Annotated in this window: 15 protein-coding genes; 6 read left to right on the plus strand and 9 right to left on the minus strand. The window is 57.9% G+C overall.

All coding sequences use genetic code 11. The features are described 5' to 3' along the window. Nucleotides 1–163 precede the first annotated feature (163 nt). From wzc to AFK62_RS12650, 3 genes are read right to left on the minus strand one after another with little or no spacing between them, the layout of a single operon-like run. On the minus strand, nucleotides 164–2,326 hold the full coding sequence (gene wzc / locus AFK62_RS12640; protein WP_007676051.1) for a tyrosine-protein kinase Wzc: 2,163 nt from the start codon (nucleotides 2,324–2,326) through the stop codon (nucleotides 164–166). A gap of 2 nt (nucleotides 2,327–2,328) precedes the next feature. Then, nucleotides 2,329–2,772: a low molecular weight protein-tyrosine-phosphatase Wzb gene (gene wzb / locus AFK62_RS12645; protein ID WP_032984589.1), complete on the minus strand. Its 444-nt coding sequence runs from the start codon at nucleotides 2,770–2,772 to the stop codon at nucleotides 2,329–2,331. Nucleotides 2,773–2,777: 5 nt separating this feature from the next. Beyond that, a complete protein-coding gene (locus AFK62_RS12650; protein ID WP_032984588.1) occupies nucleotides 2,778–3,917 on the minus strand; it encodes a polysaccharide export protein in 1,140 nt (379 codons plus the stop codon). A gap of 734 nt (nucleotides 3,918–4,651) precedes the next feature. Here AFK62_RS12650 and AFK62_RS12655 point away from each other — a divergent pair. Beyond that, a complete protein-coding gene (locus tag AFK62_RS12655) occupies nucleotides 4,652–6,244 on the plus strand; it encodes a TerC family protein (protein ID WP_007676043.1) in 1,593 nt (530 codons plus the stop codon). A 46-nt stretch (nucleotides 6,245–6,290) separates the two neighbouring features. Here AFK62_RS12655 and asmA read toward each other — a convergent pair whose 3' ends face one another. From asmA to udk, 3 genes are all read right to left on the minus strand, one after another. Then, nucleotides 6,291–8,132, minus strand: a complete 1,842-nt coding sequence (asmA, locus tag AFK62_RS12660) for an outer membrane assembly protein AsmA (RefSeq protein WP_053531949.1) — start codon at nucleotides 8,130–8,132, stop codon at nucleotides 6,291–6,293. A 30-nt stretch (nucleotides 8,133–8,162) separates the two neighbouring features. After that, complete coding sequence (gene dcd, locus AFK62_RS12665; protein ID WP_007676036.1) at nucleotides 8,163–8,744, minus strand: dCTP deaminase; 582 nt, start codon at nucleotides 8,742–8,744, stop codon at nucleotides 8,163–8,165. Nucleotides 8,745–8,827: 83 nt separating this feature from the next. Then, nucleotides 8,828–9,469, minus strand: a complete 642-nt coding sequence (gene udk, locus AFK62_RS12670) for a uridine kinase (RefSeq protein ID WP_004386755.1) — start codon at nucleotides 9,467–9,469, stop codon at nucleotides 8,828–8,830. A gap of 351 nt (nucleotides 9,470–9,820) precedes the next feature. On the opposite strand from udk, the gene AFK62_RS12675 reads away from it, so the two are divergent. Continuing rightward, complete coding sequence (locus AFK62_RS12675; RefSeq protein ID WP_053531950.1) at nucleotides 9,821–13,159, plus strand: diguanylate cyclase; 3,339 nt, start codon at nucleotides 9,821–9,823, stop codon at nucleotides 13,157–13,159. Here the strand turns inward: AFK62_RS12675 and alkA are convergent. Further along, on the minus strand, nucleotides 13,149–13,997 hold the full coding sequence (alkA, locus tag AFK62_RS12680) for a DNA-3-methyladenine glycosylase 2 (protein WP_007676025.1): 849 nt from the start codon (nucleotides 13,995–13,997) through the stop codon (nucleotides 13,149–13,151). The two genes, AFK62_RS12675 and alkA, sit on opposite strands and share 11 nt — an antisense overlap. A gap of 135 nt (nucleotides 13,998–14,132) precedes the next feature. Between alkA and yegD the strand changes: the two genes are divergently transcribed. Next, complete coding sequence (yegD, locus tag AFK62_RS12685; protein WP_007676024.1) at nucleotides 14,133–15,488, plus strand: molecular chaperone; 1,356 nt, start codon at nucleotides 14,133–14,135, stop codon at nucleotides 15,486–15,488. 6 nt (nucleotides 15,489–15,494) lie between these two features. Here yegD and AFK62_RS12690 read toward each other — a convergent pair whose 3' ends face one another. After that, the gene (locus AFK62_RS12690; protein WP_007676022.1) at nucleotides 15,495–15,791 is read right to left on the minus strand and encodes a helix-turn-helix domain-containing protein; all 297 of its coding nucleotides are present in this window, start codon (nucleotides 15,789–15,791) and stop codon (nucleotides 15,495–15,497) included. Further along, on the minus strand, nucleotides 15,778–16,134 hold the full coding sequence (locus AFK62_RS12695) for a hypothetical protein (protein WP_369834726.1): 357 nt from the start codon (nucleotides 16,132–16,134) through the stop codon (nucleotides 15,778–15,780). Before AFK62_RS12695 ends, AFK62_RS12690 begins: the two co-directional genes overlap by 14 nt. A 234-nt stretch (nucleotides 16,135–16,368) precedes the next feature. Between AFK62_RS12695 and AFK62_RS12700 the strand changes: the two genes are divergently transcribed. The 3 genes from AFK62_RS12700 to mdtC are packed head-to-tail and all read left to right on the plus strand — an operon-like array spanning nucleotide 16,369 to nucleotide 23,828. Continuing rightward, nucleotides 16,369–17,613, plus strand: a complete 1,245-nt coding sequence (locus AFK62_RS12700) for an MdtA/MuxA family multidrug efflux RND transporter periplasmic adaptor subunit (protein ID WP_053531951.1) — start codon at nucleotides 16,369–16,371, stop codon at nucleotides 17,611–17,613. Further along, nucleotides 17,613–20,738: an MdtB/MuxB family multidrug efflux RND transporter permease subunit gene (locus AFK62_RS12705; RefSeq protein ID WP_007676015.1), complete on the plus strand. Its 3,126-nt coding sequence runs from the start codon at nucleotides 17,613–17,615 to the stop codon at nucleotides 20,736–20,738. Before AFK62_RS12700 ends, AFK62_RS12705 begins: the two co-directional genes overlap by 1 nt. Beyond that, nucleotides 20,739–23,828 carry a multidrug efflux RND transporter permease subunit MdtC gene (gene mdtC / locus AFK62_RS12710; protein ID WP_007676012.1) on the plus strand — a complete coding sequence of 1,030 codons (3,090 nt, stop codon included), beginning with the start codon at nucleotides 20,739–20,741 and terminating at the stop codon, nucleotides 23,826–23,828. The last annotated feature ends 2 nt before the right edge of the window (nucleotides 23,829–23,830 follow it).

Consider the following 23,830-nt stretch of genomic DNA (forward strand, 5'->3'; position numbering starts at 1 on the left):
ATGTTATGCACGTTGCCGCAAGGGCGTAGCCGCAGGGGCTGCGCCGTGTTCGTTGCCCTCGCCCCGCCCTCCCCCTCTGCCTTGAGAAAGAAAGCGCGCTTGCCGTTAAGGGTTTGCTGCCCCTCCCGCAGGAAGCGGGAGGGCGGGGTGAGGGGTGACGCCGCTACTTATGATCCGATTTGTATTCGTACTCGTAGTAGCCGTAGTCCTGGTAGCCAGAAGCGCGACGGAAAATGGAGTTCAGAATGACCCCTTTCACCTGGATGCCGTTCTGCTCGAAGCGGCTTAAGCTGGTCTGCACTTCTTTAAGCGTGTTGACCGCATAGCGCGCTACCATCAGCGTGGTGCCTGCATGACGGCCTACCACGGCGGCGTCGGTAACCGCCAGAATCGGCGGCGTATCGATAAGCACCATGTCGTAGTTAGCGCTCGCCCATTTCACCAGTTCCGCAAAGCGTTCGCTCATCAGGAGTTCTGACGGGTTCGGCGGCACCTGGCCACGCGGCACGAGGTCAAAGCCCGGCACAGAAGTTTTCTGCGCGCAGCGGCTGATATCGCCCTGCCCTGCCAGCACGTCGGACAGGCCGTTGACGTTTGTGGTGCCGAGCAGCTCGTGGGTGTAGCCCTTACGCATATCGCAGTCGATAAGCAGCACACGCTTGTGGGTCTGGCTGATGACCGCCGCCAGGTTGGCGCAGACAAACGTCTTACCGATAGACGGGCTGACGCCGGTAAGCATCAGAACGTTGTTCGGCGCCTGCATCATGGCGAAGTGCAGACTGGTGCGCAGGCTGCGGATAGCCTCGATGGCCAGATCTGTCGGGTTGCCCACGGCCAGCAGTTGGCTCTGCTTGAAGCGCTTGACGCCTTTGATGGTCTTCACGCTGTCGCGGGATTTCTGCCATTCGGAGAGCGGGATGCTCGCGTAGACATTGATCCCTGCCTCTTCCAGCACCAGCGGGCTTTCGATGCCGCGGTTAAAGAGCGAGCGCAGCAACACAATGACGATAGAGAGCAACAGGCCGAGAATAATGCTGCCCAGGACAATCAGCGGTTTCTTCGGCTTCACAACACCCGGCTGGGTAATTGCCGGGTCGACGATGCGCACATCGCCCACCGTGCTCGCCTCGGTGATTTTCAGCTCCTGCTGTTTATTCAGCAGTTGCATGTACACCTGCTGACCGGACTCCACGTCACGGGTCAGGCGAACAATTTCCTGCTGGGTTTTCGGCATTGCGGTCACGCGATTGTTGAGCTTGGCTTTCTCTTCTTCCAGCGCGTGGCGTTTTTCAAGCAGCGTGCGGTAAGCCGGGTGCGCTTTGGTGTAGAGCTTGGAGATTTCCGCCTCTTTGAACGTCAGCTCATTAAGCTGGGCGTCGATGTTCACCATCGAATCCAGCACCGCTTTCGCTTCGAGCGGCAGGTCTACAGAGTCCTGCTGCTGGCGATACGCGTTGAGTTTATTCTCAGCGATATCCAGATTCGCACGTACTTCCGGAAGCTGTTTGGCGAGGAACGCCAGGCTCTTGGCTGCCTCTTCGGATTTACGCTCGATGTTTTGCTCAAGGTAGTTACGGGTGATGCTGTTGAGAATATCGCGGATTTGATCGCGATCTTCACCCATAAAGGTCAGGCTCAGCACGCCGGTATCTTTACCGGTTTCCGTCACCGTCAGGTTGTTTTGCAGCTGGTTTATCATCCCAAGCGTGGAGTATTTGGTAACGGTAAATTCGCTGCCTTCCTGCGCGTGGATTTCACTTATCAGCATGCTCACGCCATTTTTGCTAAGCGGCTTGCCTGCTTCGCCGCGAGCGCTAAAGCCCCCGTTGCTGGTCAGTTCATACTGCTTCGGGCCGAGTACCGCAACCGTAAACTCATCTTGCGCCATGCCTTTCGGCAGGTTGAAGGTGGTCACTTTAAGCGTCTCGTTGGCGCGACCCATTAGCCGCTCCCAGCCAGCCCCGAACAGCGGGAAGGTTTTCTTCTGAACGGCGATATCAAGATCCAGATCGTCGACGGTTTTGCCAAGCACCATGCGCGACTGGATAAGCTGGATTTCGGCATCAGAAGCCGGCGGTTTGTTTTGCAGCGCTGTGCTGATGTCCTGCACCAGCGAATTGCCCTGATTCTGCTCGATTTGCACCAGCGCATCGGCGCTGTAGATGGGGGTGGCGAACATGACGTATATCAGCGCACCCAGCGCGAAGAGCGCCGTAATGCCAAGCACCCACCAGCGCGCCTCCACTACGGTGCCGACCAGGCGTCCAATATCTATCTCGTCGCCGCCCTCCGCCGGGGCGGCAGAATGTCTCACTTTATCAGTCATCGTTATCCCTGCTGCGTTTTCAGTGCCTGCGCCCACTGGCGGGCAGAGTGATCCAGAAGTCCGTAGACCGCCTCAAAGGCGTCCCGGCTCTTGCGATACGGGTCGGGAATATCGCGCTGGTCGTCCCAGTGACCAAACAGCATCACTTTGCCGCGCATCTCCGGCGCCATCTCACAAATCGAGTCGACATGGCGCTTTTCCATTGCGAGGATTAAGTCGTACTCACGGCACATCGCGCTGGTTATCTGGCGGGCCACATGGCCCTCCAGAGAAAGGTCATGCCCTTGTGCCACGCTGACGGCACTGGCATCAGCGCTTTTTCCCACCAGCGCGCCGAGCCCTGCGGACGCAACCGTCACGTCCGGCAGGTAACGTTTAAGCAATCGCTCCGCGGTGGGGGAACGACAAATGTTCCCCACGCAAACCACAAGAATTTTGTTAAACATGCGCGTTACCACTTATGAAGGTCGTTTGCCGTATCCGTCATATAACGGACGCCACTGATGGTCGGCAGCAACTGGTTGATAAGACGGTTCCAGCGCGCCACCGGTGCGGTGGTGACATAGACCACGTCATACGGCTGCAGACGGAATTCGGTCGCCATCACGAGCGACGTCGCGTCCGACATATCGAGCTGGTAAATGTTGGCAATCTTGCCACCGCGCTGGTTGTCGCCGCGCAGAGGTCGGATAACAAAGATGCCGCTCGCGTTAGACGTATTCAGATCGATGCCTTCGGCCTGGCCGAGCGCTTCGGTCAGCGTCATGCCGCTGAAGTCCATTTTGAGCGTGCTCTGTTTCTTCACTTCGCCCATGACGAACACTTTCAGGTCGTCGTTGCGCGGAACAAATAAGATGTCGCCTGGATAAAGCAGATGGTTCTGGCTGAGATCGCCATTTTGCATCAGCGCCTGGAGGGAGATGCGGCGCTCCTGCCCGTTATGGGTCAGCACCACGTTGCGCCAGTCAGCGGTGTCCGTCAGGCCGCCTGCTGCGTTAATCGCGTCCAGCACGGTCAGCGGCACGTTAGTAATGGCCTGCTGGCCTGACTTCGCCACCTGGCCTGAGATATAGGCTTTTTGCGAACGGAATGCGGCGATATTAACGTCCACCTGCGGGTCAGCGATGTACTGCGCTAAACGGCCGGTAATATCGCTGCGAATTTCAGCGAGCGTTTTGCCAACGACATGGACCTTGCCAATGTAGGGATAGAACATCGTGCCGTCCGGCTGCACCCAGTTGCCGGTATCGCTGGAGCTGCGGTACTGGCCTGCCGGCGTCGTGAGTTCCGGGTGATCCCAGACGGTGACGCTCAGCACGTCGCCCGGCCCTACGCGATATTCGTAGTTGGCAATCTCCTGGTCGAGAGACATATTTGGCTGGGCCACAGTTGGACGGGGACGTAATTGTTCTACCAGTCGCGGCGTCAGCGGATATACGTTCACCATCCGGTCAAGATCAAAGTCTGCATCCTGTTGCTTGATCACGTCCTTTCCCATCGTAGACATATTGCTGCCGGGAAAAACAGTGCAACCGCTCATCAAGGTTACAGACACCAATAAAGGCATCAATTTCAGTCTGGATTTCATCATTGAATTTTTATCACTTTGGCAGAGTAATTATTCTGACCCTTTAAAATAAGCCACCGTACCGCTTGTTCCTGCATCAAGAATGCGGCGTCAGGCGCCAGAATATAACTGGAATCATTCCTAAAAGTCGCTTATTTACCCATATACTATTGACAGAATAATTGCGGCTAATTGACAGACTTCAGGCACGCTACCGCCCTTGGCTTTCAGTTACCAATCTACTGCAAAAACAGACGGTTATATTGACACACCCCTGTGAAGCCTCTTCCAATTGGATTTATCTTATTGAAAGAGACGGTTCATTGCGCTGGTGCACTGCTCATTCAGAACGCACAAAGAAAAAATTCTTGTGTGCCGGTGGGAATAAGAAATGCTGAATGGATTGTTGCAGCTAAAGTTTTGGCAGGCAAGTTAACGCATCGTTGCAGGGCTGTTTTTAAGAATAATATGAACAGCGCATTTTATTGCTTTTAGGATTTTCTTCATGTTGACAGGCAGGGTTAGACAAACTACGCAGATTATTTAATTAAGAAATATCTGGGTAGTTCTATTATTTCATTCTTTTTCATTATGACCAGAATATGGCATCTGGCTATTAATTAGCATTTATTTGCCATTTTTGGTTAATTTCCCGCCACTGTTCATCGTTAAGATAATTCTGCCCCGCGTTGCAATTTAAGCGCGGTTTATCCATGATCAGCACACTTTTATTTATCTTAAAAGGTCACTGACGCGTTATGGAATGGATTGCCGACCCCTCAATCTGGGCAGGTCTGGCCACGCTTATCGTGCTTGAGCTGGTGCTCGGAATCGACAACCTGGTGTTTATCGCCATTCTTGCTGAAAAATTACCCCCCACCCAGCGCGACCGAGCACGCGTCACCGGCCTGATGCTGGCGATGGTGATGCGCCTTGGACTGCTCGCTTCCGTCTCCTGGCTTGTGACGCTCACCACCCCACTGCTCACTATTCAAAGTTTCAGCTTCAGCGCCCGCGATTTAATTATGTTACTGGGCGGGCTGTTCCTGCTGTTTAAAGCGACCGTCGAACTTAACGAGCGGCTCGAAGGCAAGGATACGGAAAACCCGACGCAGCGGCGCGGTGCGAAATTCTGGGCAGTCGTGGCGCAAATTGTCATTCTCGATGCGGTGTTCTCGCTGGACTCGGTGATCACCGCCGTAGGCATGGTCGATCATCTGGCGGTCATGATGGCGGCCGTGGTCATCGCCGTGTCGCTGATGTTGCTGGCGAGCAAGGCGCTGACGCGGTTTGTGAATAACCATCCGACGATAGTTATTCTCTGTCTGAGCTTTCTGCTGATGATAGGCTTTAGCCTTATCGCCGACGGCTTCGGCTTCCATATTCCAAAGGGTTATCTCTACGCAGCGATTGGCTTCTCCATCCTAATTGAAGCCCTGAACCAGCTTGCGATTTTCAACCGCCGCCGTTTTCTCTCCACCGCTAACCAGACGCTGCGCCAGCGCACCACCGAGGCGGTGATGCGGCTTATCAGCGGTAAGAAAGAAGATGCCGATCTCGACCCGCAGACCGCCTCCCTGCTTGCCGATTACGACAATCATCCGCTGTTTAATCCTCAGGAACAGCTGATGATTGAACGCGTGTTAAATCTTAATCAGCGCAGCGTCAGCAGTATTATGACCTCGCGTCACGACGTGGAACATATCGATATCAACGCCCCGGAAGCCCAGGTGCGGGCCCTGCTGGAACGCAACCAGCACACCCGCGTGGTGGTGCGCAGCGAAGATGACGATGACGATCTGCTCGGCGTGGTTCACATTATCGACCTGCTGCAGCAGTCATTACGCGGCGAACCGCTTGATCTGCGCGTACTGGTACGCCAGCCGCTGGTATTTCCAGAAGGGCTGGCGCTGATTAAAGCGCTGGAGCAGTTTCGCAATGCGCGCACGCACTTTGCCTTTGTGGTTGATGAATTCGGCTCGGTCGAAGGCGTGGTCACGCTGAGCGACGTCATGGAAACCATCGCCGGCAATCTGCCCAATGAAGTAGAAGAAATAGATGCCCGCCACGACATCCAGAAAAATGCCGATGGCAGCTGGACCGCTAACGGTCATATGCCGCTTGAAGATTTAATTCAGTATGTGCCGCTGCCGCTGGATGAAAAACGCGAGTACCACACGCTTGCCGGGCTGGTGATGGAATATTTACAGCGTATTCCGGGGGAAGGTGAAACGCTGAGCGTCGGCCACTACCAGCTGAAAACGCTGAAAGTGGAACATCACCGAATTCAGAAGGTGCAGATAATCGCGCAGACGCAAGCAGGGGCAGCCCCAGCGGAGGAGAGCCTTTAGCGACATAAAAAAAGCGGCCGTCGGGCCGCTTTTTAGTAAGGTGTACTCAGAGTTTATCGAGCAGCTTTTTGACATCTTTCGCGTCATTGTTGTCTTTGTGTCGCTCACTCCAGTCGCTAAGGCGACGTTTCGCCTCATCCTGCAGATGTTTACGCAGCAGCTGATCGACCTGCAAATTGTAATTAAGCGCCTTCCACGGGCCGTAGACGCGCAGCGGCACCGGCGTGGTTTTAAGCCATTCAATCAGCTTGTCGTCGCCTTTCCAGCCTTCGATCACCTGCACCTTAAAGCGCGTGTCGCACTGCTCGCGTACCAGGTCAAGCGTACCTTCGCCGCTTAATGTCAGCAGCGAGGAGCGGCCCTGCATCTCATCAAGCGTCAGTTCGCCATGATCAAGCGTGGCGCGCGTCGTGAACGTATCAAGCGTGGTAGCGTTGTCGAAATCCTGACGGGCGCCCGCGCCGCCGCCGCTACGCTCCACGGCCTGCTGAATAAGTTGCTGGAAATTCAGGCCTTCCATGCGGCTGCCGGAAAGCGCAAGCGACGCCTCGCCTTCCCAGTTTTCACGAAACGCCTGCGCATCAATACGATCGCCGTGGAACATGCCGTCAACGTTCATTTTGCCCGTCAGCGCGATAGGATAATTAAAGGCGCGCAGGATCTCGCCCACTTCAATGTCCTTCGCCTTAATGGCAAAACGCGCATCCGGCACCTCATCACGCGCATCGAGCATGCCCGGGAGCGAAAGTTCGCCTGCGCCGAGTTTGCCGCCAAGCGCCGTGATATCCAGCAGCCCTGCCTGATTACGCATCTGGGCATTCACGTTTTTGAAGGTCAACCCGCGCCAGCGCACGCTGTCAGCGCTTATCTGCGCGCGGGCGCTAAAGCCGCGCAAAGCCGTATAAGGCGCTTCTTCCACTTCCGAGGCGATAACCGGGCGCGGCAGCGCGTTCTGCTGGCCTTGCTGAGCAACCGTCGTGGTGGTGGCGGGGTCCGGCGCAAGGAGGTTTTCCAGATTCAGCGCGCTGAAATGCAAATCGAGATCCCAGACAGGCTTATCGCCGAGCGTCACGCTCGCCTGCCCGCCAAGCTGGCTGTCGTTGGCTTTCAGATCAAGCGCGCTGAATTCAAGCCGCTTGTCGCCCTCCAGCCAGCGGGCCTGGAATGTCCCCTCGCCCTGAATGCCGTCACGCGGCAAATCTGCCCCGTGCAGTTGCCAGGCGAGTTTCGACACCGTCGCGTTCAGGGTTTGCGGGTAATCGGCGGCGTTGAGTTCGGCGGCAAGCGAGAGCGTCAGGTCACGCTGATCGCGACTGACTTTACCGCTTAACTCAAGCTGCGCGTCGTGGTGCTCGTTCTGCTCCATCTGCAGATTGATATTGCGAACCGTGATCTGCTCACCATCCTGATGCTGGAACACCAGCAGGCTGTCGGCGACCTTGAGCTTTGCGATATCAAACGTCCAGCCGCGGGTATCTTCCACCGGCAGCGCGCTGTTTTTTGGCCCGACCGGTGCGCCGGGTTCACGACGCGCCTCGCTCTGCGGGGTGAGCTGCACCACCGCGCCTTTAAGCATTACCTGGCGGACAGAGAGCTGATGCGACAACAATGGGAACAGCGCCACGTCGAGGCGCATATTATCCGCGCTCACCAGCGGCTGGCTCGCGCCAGGAGCGGTGAGGCTCATACGGCCTGAGAGAATGCTGAGCTGCGGCCAGACGTGCCAGCGCAGCGGGCCGTCAAGCTTCAGCTGATAGCCGCTGCGCCGTTCCACCTGGCTTATCATGTAACTGCGAAAATCGTTGGGATTTACCAGCATCACCAGCGCGGAAAGACCGGCGAAAAACACCACCAGTAAGATCATCAGCGTGGTCAGAACTCGTCTCATGGCATCCTCTGCAGACCGGCCCGCAGGCGCTTAGTCTTTATCTATACGGCTGGCGACAGCGCCCTGCTGATCGCGGTATTTCGCATCCTGACGACGGTTGTAAGGCCGCGCCGCCGGGCCGGAAAGCGGCTCGAAGCTCAGCGCGCCAATCAACATGCCAGGGCGCAACGCCAGGGGCAACTTACCTGAATTATAGAACTCCAGCACGATGCAGCCCTGCCAACCCGGATCGATGCGGTGCGCAGTAACGTGCACCATCAGCCCCAGACGCGCCAACGACGAACGTCCGTCGAGCCAGCCGACGAGATCTGCCGGCAGCGTCACGGACTCATACGTCACCGCCAGCGCCAGTTCACCCGGATGCAGATAAAACGCCTCGCCGTCGTTAAGGACGATTTCATCGCTCATGACGCGATCGAGCGCCGCGCTCACTTCATCTTTCGGGCCGCTTAAATCGATATATGCCGCGGTGTGGCCGCGGAAGGTGCGGAATTTATTGCCAAGACGCACATCCACCGTCGCGCCGTTAATGCGCTCTACCGGCGGACGCGGGGTTATCGCCAGTCGGCCGTCATCCAGCCAGGCTTCAATATCTCGGTCACAAAGACGCATTACACTCTCCTGATGTGTTCAGGCTTCCGGCAAATGCCGAAAGCCTGAGGGTATCTTCTGGAACGGTACACGCAAAACGCAGCTTATTCAAAGAACTGGCTGATTTTCGCTTTGAGGATATCGATAGCGATGCGGTTCTTGCCTCCGCGCGGCACGATGATGTCGGCGTACTGCTTGGAAGGATCGATGAATTGCAAAAACATCGGGCGCACCGTTTTCTGATACTGGGTCATGACCGAGTCCATCGAACGGCCGCGCTCGTTAACGTCGCGTTTAATACGGCGCATCAGACAGATATCCAGCGGGGTATCGACGAAAATCGAGAAATTCATCTCTTCGCGCAGGCGCGCGTCGGTGAGCAGCAGGATCCCTTCCAGAATGATCACCTTTTTCGGTTCGATATGTACCGTTTGCGCGGTACGGGTGTGTTCCACATAGCTGTAAACCGGCAGCTCAATGGGTTTACCTGCTTTCAGCATTTGCAGGTGTTGAAACAGCAGGTTGTGATCCATCGCATTCGGATGGTCATAGTTGGTTTTAACCCGCTCCTCCATGGACAGATGGCTTTGATCCTTGTAATAGCTGTCTTCTGGAATAACACCAATGTGTTCATCACCGACCTGTTCACGCAGCTCCCGATAGAGGGTGCTTGCGATAAGGCTTTTACCTGAAGCCGATGCGCCGGCGATGCCGATGATGACGCATTGATGGGACTTGTCAGTCATAAATTAGCGACCTGGTTTACATAATAAAGAGAAAAGGAAGGGTGACGCCGTCGCGTCAGACGCGGCAATTATAGGGATTTCGCTAAATTGATACCAGTCGATGCTGCAATCGTGAGAATAAGTGCGCAAATTCTGTCGCGCGCGGCAGGCGAAAAACGCCGTTTTTTGTCGAGGAAACAGGCATTAAGCGAGGCGAAAACGGTTCGGCGCGTTTTTTATTATTCACCACAGTTAATTTATGAGCAGACGCCATAGGAATTGTAAATTGTTTGTACTAGCATAACCCAAACATTTTTCCTGATACGTCCGGGTATTGCACCTGACGGCAATGCCTATGCGGATTATGTGGTAATGACAAAAAAAAAGAAAAAGCAGGAGCTGGCGGCCACGCCGCATCCTCTGTTGCGCTTAGTTAGCCTTGGACTACTGACTTACCTTTTTACGCTCTTCTCGCTTGAGCTGACGCTATTCGACACGCTGCTGGCCCCGCTGTGGTTCCCGACATCCATCATGATGGTCGCGTTCTTTCGCCACGCATTAAAAATGTGGGTGCCAATTGCGCTGGTTTGCGGCGCAGGCACGGTACTCGCGACCCTGACGCTCTTTCCGCCCCAGCATCTGGTGCTCTCTTATACCCTGATTAATATTGTCGAAGCGCTGGTGGGCGCAGTTCTGCTTCGTAAACTGCTACCGTGGTACAACCCGCTTAAGAATCTGAATAACTGGCTGCGGCTGGCCTTTGCCAGTGCCGTCGTGCCGCCGCTTGTAGGCGGTTTTTTACTGGTAGCCTTAAGCGAACAGGCATTGACGCTGCGCCTGTTCATGGTGTGGATATTATCAGAAACCATCGGCGCGCTGGCGCTGGTTCCGCTTGGGTTACTGTTCAAAGCGCGTTATCTGCTGCGCCATCGCAGCCCGCGCCTGCTGGCAGAAAGTCTCGCGACGCTTTGCATTACCCTCCTTTGCAGCTGGCTGTCGCTACACTATCTGCCCTGGCCATTCACCTTTGTGATTGTGCTGCTGATGTGGAGCGCTATCCGCCTGCCGCGCCTGGAGGCGTTCGCGGTCTTTCTCGCGACCGTGATGATGGTGTCGTTCGTGATAGCCTCCAATCCCACGCTACTTGATTTGCCGCATGAAGGCATCGTCGTGAACGCGCCCTGGTTGCCGTTTTTAATGATCCTGCTGCCTGCCAACGTCATGACCATGGTGATGTACGCCTCGCGCGAAGAGCGCAAGCTCATCACTGAGAGCGAAACGCGTTTTCGCAATGCGATGGAATATTCCGCCATCGGCATGGCGCTGGTTTCCACTGAAGGCAGTTTTTTGCAGGTCAACAAAGCGCTGTGTACGTTTCTTGGCTATACGCCGGAACAGCTCGCGTTAATGAGCTTTCAGCAGCTGACCTACCCTGAAGATCTGCATGCCGATATGGCGCTGGTTGAGAAACTGCTCAACGGCGAGATGAACAACTATTCGCTCGAAAAACGCTACTACACCCGCGCGGGCGATGTGGTCTGGGCGTTGCTTGCGGTGTCGATTGTGCGCCAGCGCGACGGCTCGCCGCTCTACTTTATCGCGCAAATCGAAGATATCACTGACCTCAAACGCACCGAGTGGGTGAACAAACGCCTGATGGAGCGCATCACGCTCGCCAACGAAGCGGGCGGCATTGGTATCTGGGAGTGGGAGCCTGGCACCGACCTGCTCGCCTGGGATCAGCGCATGTTTGAGCTTTATGAAGTGGCGCCGCACACGCGCCCGACCTACCAGCTCTGGAAATCCCGTCTCTTAAAAGAGGATGTTGCTCTGGCGGAAGCGACTATCCAGGAGGCGCTGCGCTCGCGCGTGCCGTTTAAGCTGGAGTTTCGTATTCAGGTGAAAAACGGCGTGCGACATATCCGCGCGCTGGCGAACCGCGTGCTCAATAAACAGGGCGAGGTGGAACGCCTGCTCGGCGTAAATATGGACATGACCGAGGTGAAACAGCTTAACGAAGCGCTGTTCCAGGAAAAAGAGCGTCTGCATATCACGCTTGATTCCATCGGCGAGGCCGTCATCTGCACCGACATCGATATGAACGTGACCTTTATGAACCCGGTCGCGGAAAAAATGAGTGGCTGGCGCCAGGAAGAAGCAATTGGCCAGCCGATACTCGCTATCCTGCGCATCACCTTTGGCGACAACGGCCCGTTGCTTGAGGATATTCACAGCGGCGAAGCCTCGCACGTGAACCAGGGTATCGATCAGGATGTGGTGCTGCACTGCCGCAGCGGCGGCAATTATGACATTCACTACACCATTACGCCCCTCAGCACGCTGGAAGGAGAAAACATCGGGTCGGTGCTGGTCATTCACGATGTCACCGAATCGCGCAAAATGCTGCGCCAGCTGAGTTATAACGCCTCGCACGATGCCCTGACACATCTGGCGAACCGCGTCAGTTTTGAGGCCCACCTCAAACGGCTTTTGCAAAGCGTCAGCGACACTCACCAGCGCCATGCGCTGGTGTATATCGATCTCGACCGGTTTAAAGCGGTGAACGACTCCGCCGGGCATGCGGCGGGCGACGCGCTGCTGCGTGAACTCGCCTCGTTGATGCTGGGTATGCTGCGCACGACAGACGTGCTGGCGCGCCTCGGCGGCGATGAGTTCGGTCTGCTGCTGCCAGACTGCAGCCTTGAAAACGCCCGCACCATCTCCGAGCGTATCGTGGCCGCCATCAATGACTATCACTTCGTCTGGGAAAGCCGTATGCACCGCATCGGCGCCAGCGCCGGCATCACCATTATCGAAGCGTCAAATAATCAGGCGCAGGATGTAATGTCGCAGGCGGATATCGCCTGCTATACCTCGAAAAACGCCGGGCGCGGCGTGGTGACGGTTTACGAACCACATCAGCAACAGTTGCACAATGCCCGCGGTACGCTGACTGCGCAGGAGCAACAGCGCATGGTAGCCGAAAATCATCAGGTATTAATGGTGCGCCCGGTCGCCTCGCCACGCGTGCCGGAAAGCGCCAGCTTCTGGCTGCTGTCGCTGCGGTTATGGACCAGCGAGGGCGAAATGATGGAAGAGTACAGCTTCCGCGCGGGGCTTAGCGATCCTGAACTTCTTCAGGCGCTGGATGCGCGTCTGGCCGCAGATTTCTTCCGCGACCACGCCGCAAGCGTCGCACTTAAAGGCGTTGGCGTGGCACTGACGCTCTCTACGGCCACCCTGCTCTCGTCACAGCGCCTCGATGTGCTGCTCGCACAGCTTCGCGAAAGCGCCCTGCCGCCAGGCCTGTTGCATCTTATTATCAGCAGCGAGGTGTTAATGCAGGACACCGCCGTCGCACGTCGCCATTTACTGCGCCTGCGCGAAGCGGGATGCCGGGTCATTCTGAGCCAGGTGGGCCGCGAACTGGAAGTGTTCGAACATATCTGCACGCAATGTGCGGATTACATTATGGTGGCAAGCGATCTGGTGATGGACGCGCATGCGAGCCTGATGGACGAAATGCTGCTGACCATTGTCATGGGCAACGCGCGCCGTCTCGGACTGCAAACCATCGCAGGCCCGGCCGATCAGCAATCCTTGCTGGAAACGCTCGCCAATGTCGGTATCGATTTAGTCTATGGCGAGACCGTCGCCCAGACGCAACCGCTCGCCGCGCGCCTTGCCACCAGTTACTTCGCTATTCACTGACCGGCGTCTGCCAGTCGCTGGCATACCAGACATGCAACAGCGCATAGGTCCGCCACGGTTGCCAGCGTTCGGCAAAGCGGCGGATTTGCGCGGGCGTCATCGGCGCGAAACGCTGCTTAATCAGATAATCATCCGGCAGAAAGATATCCGGTGCCTGCCAGCCGCGCATCGCGAAATAGTTCGCCGTCCAGGGGCCGATGCCGGGCAGTTGCGTCAGCGCCTTTACCCCGGCCGCCACATCCTGCGGGCAGCGTAGCGGAAACCGCCCGGCCAGATGCTCATGCGCAAGCTGAATTAACGCGCCTGCGCGCATCAGCGGCATACCCAGCGCTTTAAGCCTCTGCGGCTCGGTACGCGCCATCGCCTCAGGGGTGGGAAAGCGCCATCCGCTGCCGTCTTCAAGCGGCGTACCGACCGCCTGCACCACTTTACCGGTGAGCTTCGCTGCCATCGCTACGCTCACCAGCTGCCCGAGGATCGCCCGCACGCCCTGTTCAAATACGTCCACCGAGCCTGGCAAACGCAGCCCGGGCCTTGCCGCGGCAAGCGGGCCAAGCGTTTCCAGCATCGGTGCAGGATCGAAGTGCAAATCAAAAAGCCGTGCCACGCGCGCCTGCACTTCTTCTGCCACCGGCAGCAGCCCGTCGCTTAAAGTCAGCGTCAGCGTCGCGCTTTCCGGATGCGGCGTGACGCTGAGCCACCCGTGATGCGAACCGACAGAAAGCGTGCGCCGGTACTGGCTGTCGCTCACCTCTTCTATGCCCACCACGGCACGGTCGGCCAGAAAGCGTAACATCCACGGCCAGTCGTATGGCGGCTGATAGCGAAGCGTAAACATAGCGTCTCCTTTGCTTTTGATTTCTCAAGCTTAATCGTTAGCGCCTTTTTTTGCTCTGCGTCGTGATTCCATTTGCCGCCGACACGACATTTCGCTAAAGTCGCCCCCCTTCTTCACGGCATGGGGAAAAGGTGAATGTTTATTGGTTTTGACTACGGTACGGCGAACTGTTCTGTCGCGATTATGCGCGACGGTGCGCCGCAGATGCTCCCGCTTGAACAGGGCTCCGCGCTGCTGCCTTCGATGATCGCAGCCCCGGTACGCGAGGCGGTGAGCGAATGGTTATATCGCCATCAAAATGTTGAAGCGAGCGGGACAGAAACGCAGGCGCTACTGCGCCGCGCTATCAGCTATAACCGCGAAGAGAGCATCGACGTGACGCCCGGCAGCGTGCAGTTTGGCCTGAACGCGCTGCGCCAGTATATGGACGAACCGGAAGAGGTCTGGTTCGTGAAATCGCCGAAATCGTTTCTCGGAGCAAGCGGCCTTAAGCCGCAGCAGGTCGCGCTGTTTGAAGATCTGGTCTGCGCGATGATGGTACACATACGTAAGACCGCGCAGGCGCAGGTTAACACCGAGATAGACCAGGCGGTCATTGGCCGCCCGATTAACTTTCAGGGGCTTGGCGGCGATGACGCCAACCATCAGGCGCAGGGTATTCTGGAGCGCGCCGCGCACCGCGCGGGATTTCGTGACGTGGTGTTTCAGTATGAACCGGTGGCGGCGGGGCTTGATTTCGAAGCAACGCTTAACGAAGAACAGCGGGTGCTGGTCGTTGATATCGGCGGCGGCACCACCGACTGCTCGCTGCTCCTGATGGGCCCGCAGTGGCGTACGCGACGCGATCGCGATCAAAGCCTGCTGGGCCACAGCGGCTGCCGCGTGGGCGGTAACGATCTGGATATCGCACTCGCGTTTAAACAGCTGATGCCGCTGCTCGGCATGGGCGGCGAAACGGAAAAAGGCACTTCGCTGCCGGTCCTGCCCTGGTGGAACGCCTGCGCTATTAACGATGTTCCCGCGCAGAGCGACTTCTACAGCGCCGCCTGTGGCCGTCTGCTGGCCGATTTAGTGCGTGACGCGCGCGAACCGCAAAAAGTGGCGCTGCTGCAGAAAGTCTGGCGTCAGCGTCTGAGCTACCGGCTGGTGCGCGCCGCAGAAGAGAGCAAAATCGCGCTGTCGCAGGCACCTCTCTGTGAGACGGCGCTGCCGTTTATCGAAGCGGATCTCCGTCATGAGATAACCCAGCAGGCGCTGGCGCTGGCGTTAAACCCGCCGCTGCAGCGTATTCTGGAGCAGGTGACACTGGCGCTTGAGGCAAGCAACGAGCGCCCGGATGTAATTTACCTCACCGGCGGCAGCGCGCGTTCGCCGCTCATTCGCGAGGCGCTGCAAACCCAGCTGCCGGGGATCCCGGTACAGGGCGGCGACGATTTCGGCTCCGTCACCGCCGGGCTGGCACGCTGGGCGCAGGTGGTGTTTCAGTCTTAACTGCACTCAGACAGGGATCACTTTGCTGCCTTCGGGCAGCTCCACCAGCAGTGAAAGCTTGCCGCCCAGCGCTTCGACATAGCGCTTGAGGGTCAGCAATTTGATCTCCTTGCCACGTTGCTCAATGGCGGCGATAGCGGGCTGCGTGACGCCCATAATGTCCGCCAGTTGCTGCTGCGAGAAGGCTCGCTCTTCGCGAAGGCGCGGCAGCCCGTGTTCAAGGGCGATTTCCTCCGCCATGCGCAGGATCTCAGCCTGCCGCTCTGGCGTAAACTCCGCCATCACATCATCAAGCGTTTTCAATTTTAGTCTCCATTAATTGCAGATGCAGGAAGAACGCCGCCTCCGCCTGCGTGATTAGGGTTTTATAAAAATCTTTGTGACCGTGCTTGTTGCCTGCACACAGCATCACAGCCTGACGGGTTGGGTCGAAGGCAAAAAATCCCGCCACGGCGAACCGCCATACTGAACGCGCAGCTCTTTCCGATTGGGGATCCGCGAGCCTTTTATCGTGTCCGCCAGCGGACGCCCGACCAACGGGCCGCTGTGGCGTAAATTCCATAACAGCGCGGCGATACGTTCCTGTAATCCTTCTGGCTGTTGTTGATACCATGCATAAAAATGCGGGGTAAAAATCACCCTCCATGTCATACCCATCCCTCATAAACTACAGTTTATATCCCAGCATAAAACCATACTTTAATAAGGGCTTTCAGGCATTGTCAGAAAAGGATTACGCCTCTGCGAGAAAGCTCGTAAGCCTGCCTTATTCGGACACTTCTAAACGGTGTTTCATATTTCCTCCATCTTTCTGCGGTGAAGGCTCACTAAACTTGTATCATTACGCCTAATCGTTTCAGGAAAAGAAGACGTACTGCTTATGAAAAGCACGGTTAAAAAGCGCCGGTGGGTTATCGCCGGCGTCGTTGTCGCTCTGGTTGCCGCCCTCCTTTACTGGCGTCACGCCGTCACAGACGCCCCTTCAGCCAAAGCGCCGCACGGGGGTGGACGTGCCGCCATGCGCGGCGGCGCGCCTGCGCCGGTGCAAGCCGCGACGGCCCGCAGTGAAGCGGTGCCGCGTTATCTCACGGGGCTTGGCACTATCACCGCCGCCAATACCGTCACGGTGCGCAGCCGGGTCGATGGGCAACTGATGGCCATTCATTTTAAAGAAGGCCAACAGGTGAAAGCCGGCGATCTGCTGGCGGAAATTGATCCGAGCCAGTTTAAGGTCGCACTTGCCCAGGCGCAGGGGCAGCTTGCCAAAGACCGTGCAATGCTCGCCAATGCCCGTCGCGATTTAGCGCGCTACCAGCAGCTTGGTAAAACCCATCTGGTGTCGCGCCAGGAGCTTGATGCCCAGCAGGCGCTGGTCAACGAAACGGAAGGGACGCTAAAAGCGGATGAGGCCGCCGTCGCCAGCGCGCAGCTACAGCTCGACTGGAGCCGTATTACCGCGCCGATTGACGGTCGCGTCGGCTTAAAGCAGGTAGATATCGGCAACCAGATTTCCAGCGGCGATACCACCGGGATCGTCGTGTTGACCCAGACGCACCCGATTGATCTGGTCTTTACCCTGCCGGAGAGCGATATCGCCGCCGTGATGCAGGCGCAAAAAGCAGGCAAAACCCTGACGGTAGAAGCCTGGGATCGCACCAACAGCACGAAACTCAGCACGGGCGAACTGCTGAGTCTTGATAACCAGATTGACGCCACAACAGGCACTATCAAACTGAAAGCGCGCTTTGCAAACGAAGACGACGCGCTCTTCCCAAACCAGTTCGTCAATGCCCGCATGCTTATTGATACCCAGCAAAACGCCGTGGTGATCCCTACGGCCGCGCTGCAAATGGGCAATGAAGGCCATTTCGTCTGGGTATTAAACGATGACAATAACGTCAGCAAACACACCGTCACGACCGGTATTCAGAACAGCGAAACCGTGGTGATAAGTGCCGGGCTGTCGGCAGGGGATCGCGTGGTAACAGACGGCATTGACCGCCTCACCGAAGGCGCAAAAGTGGACGTCGTGGAGGCGCAAACCGCTACGGATAATGCCAAACCCACGCGGGGCGAGCGCTCCTCAACTGACAGCGCCCGCGCGGCCAAAGGAGCGCGTTCCTGATGCAGGTGTTACCTCCGAGCGCCACGGGCGGCCCGTCCCGCCTGTTTATTCTGCGCCCTGTCGCCACTACGCTGTTGATGGTGGCGATCCTCCTTGCCGGGATCATCGGCTATCGCTTTTTGCCGGTGTCCGCGCTGCCGGAAGTGGATTACCCGACGATTCAGGTCGTCACCCTCTACCCGGGCGCCAGCCCGGATGTGGTGACATCGGCCATTACCGCGCCGCTGGAGCGGCAGTTCGGCCAGATGTCAGGCTTAAAGCAGATGGCCTCGCAGAGCGCGGGCGGCGCGTCCGTCGTGACCTTACAGTTCCAGTTGACGCTGCCGCTTGATGTCGCCGAACAGGAAGTCCAGGCGGCCATCAATGCCGCCACAAATCTGCTACCCGACGACCTCCCTAATCCGCCGGTATACAGCAAAGTGAACCCGGCGGATCCGCCTATCATGACGCTTGCGGTCACCTCCTCGGCGCTGCCGATGACGCAGGTGGAAGATATGGTAGAAACCCGCGTCGCACAGCGGATTTCGCAGGTAACCGGCGTAGGCCTGGTGACGCTCTCCGGCGGGCAACGCCCGGCGGTGCGGGTAAAACTCAACGCACAGGCCCTGGCTGCGTTAGGCCTGAACAGCGAAACGGTGCGTACGGCTATCACCAGTGCGAACGTCAACTCGGCGAAAGGCAGTTTCGACGGCCCGGAGCGCGCGGTAACGCTCTCCGCCAACGATCAGATGAAATCCGCTGACGAATACCGCAACCTGATCATTGCGTATCAGAACGGCGCGCCGGTGCGGCTGGGAGACGTGGCGACGATCGAGCAAGGGGCCGAAAACGCCTGGCTTGGCGCCTGGGCTAACCAACAGCCTGCGATTGTGATGAACGTCCAGCGCCAGCCGGGCGCAAATATCATCACGACCGCCGAAACCATTCAGAAACTCCTGCCGCAGCTCACCGAAAGCCTGCCGAAATCGGTCGAGGTGAAAGTTCTGACCGACCGCACCACGAATATCAGCGCGTCGGTCAACGACACGCAGTTTGAGCTAATGCTCGCCATTGCGCTGGTGGTGATGATTATCTATCTGTTCCTGCGCAACGTGCCGGCGACCATTATCCCGGCAGTGGCGGTGCCGCTTTCACTGGTGGGCACGTTCGCGGCCATGGTCTTTCTGGATTTCTCCATCAACAACCTGACGCTGATGGCGCTGACCATCGCTACCGGGTTTGTGGTGGATGACGCCATCGTGGTTATCGAGAATATCTCGCGCTATATCGAAAAAGGCGAAAAACCGCTCGCGGCGGCGCTCAAAGGCGCGGGCGAGATCGGCTTCACTATTATCTCGCTGACTTTTTCGCTGATTGCGGTATTGATCCCGCTGTTGTTCATGGGCGATATCGTGGGCCGTCTGTTCCGCGAGTTTGCGGTAACGCTGGCGGTGGCCATTTTGATTTCCGCCGTAGTCTCGCTGACGCTGACGCCGATGATGTGCGCGCGGATGTTAAGCCATGAATCGCTGCGCAAACAGAACCGCTTTTCGCGTGCTTCAGAGCACCTGATTAACCGTGTGATTGCCCGCTACGGACAGTGGCTCAAGCGCGTACTGAACCATCCGTGGCTGACGCTTGGCGTGGCCCTGGGCACGCTCGCCCTGACCGTACTGCTGTGGGTGGTTATCCCGAAAGGCTTCTTCCCGGTGCAGGATAACGGCATCATTCAGGGCACGTTGCAGGCGCCGCAGTCTGTCTCCTTTGCCAGCATGGCCGAGCGCCAGCGCGCGGTGGCGGACGTGATTCTCAACGATCCGGCGGTGGAGAGCCTGACTGCGTTTGTGGGCGTTGATGGCACCAACCCGTCGCTGAACAGCGCGCGTCTGCAAATCAACTTAAAACCGCTGGATGACCGTGACGACCGCGTGCAGACCGTGATTACCCGCCTGCAGTCAGCGGCGGCAAAAGTGCCGGGCGCGACGCTCTATCTGCAGCCCACACAGGATCTCACCATTGATACTCAGGTGAGCCGCACACAGTATCAGTTCACACTCCAGGCCAATTCGCTGGAGGCGCTCAGCACCTGGGTGCCGACATTAATGGAGCGGCTACAGACACTGCCGCAGCTTGCGGATGTCAGCAGCGACTGGCAGGACAAAGGGCTGGTGGCTTATGTGAATGTCGATCGCGCCAGCGCCAGCCGTCTTGGCATCAGCATGAACGATGTCGACAATGCGCTGTATAACGCCTTTGGCCAGCGGCTTATCTCCACCATTTACACGCAGGCTAACCAGTATCGCGTGGTGCTGGAGCATAATACGACCGCAACGCCCGGCCTGAGCGCGCTCGACAGCATTCGTCTCGCCAGTAGCGACGGCGGAATGGTGCCGCTGAGCGCCATTGCGAAGGTAGAGCAGCGCTTCGGCCCGCTCACGATTAACCATCTCGACCAGTTCCCGTCCACGACTATCTCGTTTAACGTGCCGGAGGCGTATTCGCTGGGCGACGCGGTGGATGCCATCACCCAGGCGGAGGCAGATCTCGCCTTCCCGGCGGAGATCACCACCCAGTTCCAGGGCAGCACTCTTGCCTTCCAGGCGGCGCTTGGCAGCACCATCTGGCTGATTGTGGCTTCCATCGTCGCGATGTATATCGTCCTCGGCGTGCTCTATGAGAGCTTTATTCACCCGATTACTATTCTCTCGACGCTGCCCACCGCGGGCGTCGGCGCGCTGCTGGCACTGCTGATCGCGGGCGCGGAACTGGATGTTATCGCCATCATCGGCATTATTTTGCTGATAGGCATCGTGAAGAAAAACGCCATCATGATGATCGACTTCGCGCTCGCCGCCGAGCGCGAACAGGGTATGTCGCCGCGCGAGGCGATTTACCAGGCCTGCCTGCTGCGCTTTCGTCCGATCCTGATGACCACTCTTGCGGCCCTGCTCGGCGCGTTGCCGCTGATGCTCAGCACAGGGGTTGGCGCCGAGCTAAGACGGCCGCTCGGCATCGGCATGGTGGGCGGTCTGCTGGTAAGTCAGGTATTGACGCTCTTTACCACGCCGGTGATTTATCTGCTGTTCGACAGATTCGGCCACGCCGTGCGTCGTCGCTTTCCCGTGCGTGACCACGAGGAGGCGTAAGTGAAGTTTTACGCGCTCTTTATTTACCGGCCGGTAGCGACGATTTTGCTTTCTGTCGCCGTGACGCTCTGCGGCGTGCTCGGTTTCCGTCTGCTGCCGGTCGCGCCGCTGCCGCAGGTCGATTTTCCGGTGATCATGGTCAGCGCCTCGCTGCCTGGCGCCTCGCCGGAAACGATGGCCTCGTCGGTCGCAACGCCGCTTGAGCGTTCGCTTGGGCGGATCGCCGGGGTCAGTGAGATGACCTCGTCCAGCTCGCTTGGCAGCACGCGAATCATTCTGGTCTTTAACTTTGACCGTGATATCAACGGGGCGGCGCGTGACGTACAGGCGGCGATCAACGCCGCGCAGAGCCTGCTGCCAAGCGGTATGCCCTCGCGGCCGACGTATCGCAAAGCAAACCCGTCTGATGCGCCGATCATGATCCTCACGCTCACTTCGGACACCTTTTCACAAGGCGAGCTGTATGACTACGCCTCGACACAGCTTGCCCAGACGATCGCCCAGATAGACGGCGTGGGCGATGTCGATGTGGGCGGCAGCTCGCTGCCTGCCGTGCGGGTCGCGCTTAATCCGCAGGCGCTGTTTAACCAGGGCGTCTCGCTTGACACTGTGCGCAGCGCCATCAGTAATGCCAACGTGCGCCGCCCGCAAGGCGCGATTGAAGACACGCAGCGCCGCTGGCAGTTACAAACCAACGACGAGCTGAAAACCGCCGCCGAATATGGCCCGCTTATCGTCCACTACAATAACGGGGCGGCGGTGAAGTTAAGCGATGTGGCGACGGTCACTGATTCAGTGCAGGACGTGCGTAACGCGGGCATGACCAACGCAAAGCCCGCGATCCTGCTGATGATTCGCAAGCTTCCCGAAGCCAATATTATCGACACGGTTGACCGCATCCGCACGGCCCTGCCGGCGCTGCGCGACACCATTCCCGCGGCCATCGATATGCAAATCGCGCAGGACCGCTCGCCCACCATCCGCGCGTCGCTGGCGGAAGTTGAACAATCGCTTGCGATATCCGTGGCGCTGGTGATCCTGGTCGTCTTTCTGTTCCTGCGCTCGGGCCGCGCGACGCTCATCCCGGCGGTTGCGGTGCCGGTGTCGCTTATCGGCACCTTTGCCGCGATGTATCTGTGCGGCTTTAGCCTTAATAACCTTTCACTGATGGCGTTAACTATCGCCACCGGTTTTGTCGTCGATGACGCTATTGTGGTGCTGGAGAATATCTCTCGTCATCTGGAAGCCGGGATGAAGCCGCTCCAGGCGGCGTTGCAGGGTGTGCGAGAGGTCGGCTTTACCGTACTCTCGATGAGCGTGTCGCTGGTGGCGGTGTTCCTGCCATTGCTGTTAATGGGCGGGCTGCCGGGGCGGTTGTTCCGGGAGTTTGCCGTCACGCTCTCGGTCGCCATCGGCATTTCGATGGTGGTGTCGCTCACGCTCACGCCAATGATGTGCGGCTGGCTGCTGAAGGCTCGGGCGCCGCAGGAAACGCGCCGTCGTCTCGGCATTAACCGTCTGTTACTGGCGATGCAGGGCGGCTATGCCCGTTCGCTTCGCTGGGTGCTGAATCACGCGCGGCTGGTCGGCGTGGTGTTGCTTGCTACGATTGCTCTCAACGTCTGGCTCTATATCTCTATCCCGAAAACCTTTTTTCCCGAGCAGGATACCGGACGACTGATGGGCGGCATTCAGGCCGACCAGAGCATCTCCTTCCAGGCGATGCGCGGCAAATTACAGGATTTCATGAAAATCATCCGCGACGATCCGGCGGTCGATAATGTTACCGGTTTTACCGGCGGCTCGCGGGTAAACAGCGGAATGATGTTTATCTCGTTAAAACCGCTTGGCGAGCGCACAGAAAGCGCGCAGCAAGTGATTGATAGGCTGCGCAAAAAGCTCGCGCGGGAACCGGGCGCAAGCCTGTTCCTGATGGCAGTGCAGGATATCCGCGTTGGCGGCCGGCAATCAAACGCCAGCTACCAGTACACATTGCTGTCTGACGATCTGTCAGCGCTTCGCGAATGGGAGCCGAAAATTCGCCAGGCGCTGGCAACACTGCCAGAGCTTGCAGACGTGAACTCCGACCAGCAGGACAACGGCGCGGAGATGAGCCTTATCTACGATCGCGAATCAATGGCGCGTCTTGGCATCAGCGTGCAGGATGCAAATAGCCTGCTGAACAATGCCTTTGGTCAGCGGCAGATTTCCACTATCTATCAGCCCCTTAACCAGTACAAAGTGGTGATGGAGGTGGACCCGCGCTACACCCAGGATATCAGCGCGCTGAATCAGATGTTTGTGATGAACAGTGAAGGCAAACCGATTCCGCTCTCCTGGTTTGCTAAATGGCAGCCCGCCAATGCGCCGCTCTCGGTGAATCATCAGGGGCTATCGGCGGCATCGACTATCGCGTTTAACCTGCCGACCGGCGTCTCGCTTTCGCAAGCAAGCGACGCCATCACCCGCACCATCACCTCGCTTGGCGTACCGCCGTCGGTGCGCGGCAGCTTCGCGGGCACGGCGCAGGTTTTCCAGGACACCATGAATTCGCAGGTGATCTTAATTCTGGCCGCGATCGCCACCGTTTATATTGTGCTCGGGATTTTGTACGAAAGTTATGTGCATCCGTTGACTATCCTCTCCACGCTGCCGTCCGCAGGCGTCGGCGCGCTGCTGGCGCTGGAGGCGTTCGACGCGCCGTTTAGTCTCATCGCGCTTATCGGTATTATGCTATTGATTGGTATCGTGAAGAAGAACGCGATAATGATGGTGGACTTCGCGCTGGAGGCGCAGCGCAGCGGTCAACTTAACGCCCGCGACGCCATTTTCCAGGCCTGCCTGCTGCGTTTTCGCCCGATCATGATGACGACGCTGGCCGCCCTGTTCGGCGCGCTGCCGCTGATGATAGCGAGCGGCGACGGCGCGGAGCTGCGACAGCCGCTCGGCATTACGATCGTCGGCGGGCTGGTGATGAGCCAGTTGCTGACTCTCTACACCACGCCGGTGGTCTACCTCTTCTTCGACCGACTGCGCCTGCGTTTTACGCGCCGGGCGAAACCTGAGGACCCCGTGACCACGAGCGAATAGCC

Origin of the sequence: Cronobacter condimenti 1330 (assembly GCF_001277255.1) — a bacterium.
Lineage (GTDB): Bacteria > Pseudomonadota > Gammaproteobacteria > Enterobacterales > Enterobacteriaceae > Cronobacter > Cronobacter condimenti.

Bases quoted from the DNA above. Each gene is read 5' to 3' on its own strand.
- yegD (WP_007676024.1), top strand. From the start codon at position 14,133: ATGTTTATTGGTTTTGACTACGGTACGGCGAACTGTTCTGTCGCGATT.
- alkA (WP_007676025.1), bottom strand. From the start codon at position 13,997: ATGTTTACGCTTCGCTATCAGCCGCCATACGACTGGCCGTGGATGTTA.
- AFK62_RS12650 (WP_032984588.1), bottom strand. From the start codon at position 3,917: ATGATGAAATCCAGACTGAAATTGATGCCTTTATTGGTGTCTGTAACC.
- AFK62_RS12675 (WP_053531950.1), top strand. From the start codon at position 9,821: ATGACAAAAAAAAAGAAAAAGCAGGAGCTGGCGGCCACGCCGCATCCT.
- dcd (WP_007676036.1), bottom strand. From the start codon at position 8,744: ATGCGTCTTTGTGACCGAGATATTGAAGCCTGGCTGGATGACGGCCGA.
- AFK62_RS12700 (WP_053531951.1), top strand. From the start codon at position 16,369: ATGAAAAGCACGGTTAAAAAGCGCCGGTGGGTTATCGCCGGCGTCGTT.
- wzc (WP_007676051.1), bottom strand. From the start codon at position 2,326: ATGACTGATAAAGTGAGACATTCTGCCGCCCCGGCGGAGGGCGGCGAC.
- wzb (WP_032984589.1), bottom strand. From the start codon at position 2,772: ATGTTTAACAAAATTCTTGTGGTTTGCGTGGGGAACATTTGTCGTTCC.
- AFK62_RS12695 (WP_369834726.1), bottom strand. From the start codon at position 16,134: ATGGAGGGTGATTTTTACCCCGCATTTTTATGCATGGTATCAACAACA.
- AFK62_RS12655 (WP_007676043.1), top strand. From the start codon at position 4,652: ATGGAATGGATTGCCGACCCCTCAATCTGGGCAGGTCTGGCCACGCTT.
- asmA (WP_053531949.1), bottom strand. From the start codon at position 8,132: ATGAGACGAGTTCTGACCACGCTGATGATCTTACTGGTGGTGTTTTTC.
- AFK62_RS12705 (WP_007676015.1), top strand. From the start codon at position 17,613: ATGCAGGTGTTACCTCCGAGCGCCACGGGCGGCCCGTCCCGCCTGTTT.
- udk (WP_004386755.1), bottom strand. From the start codon at position 9,469: ATGACTGACAAGTCCCATCAATGCGTCATCATCGGCATCGCCGGCGCA.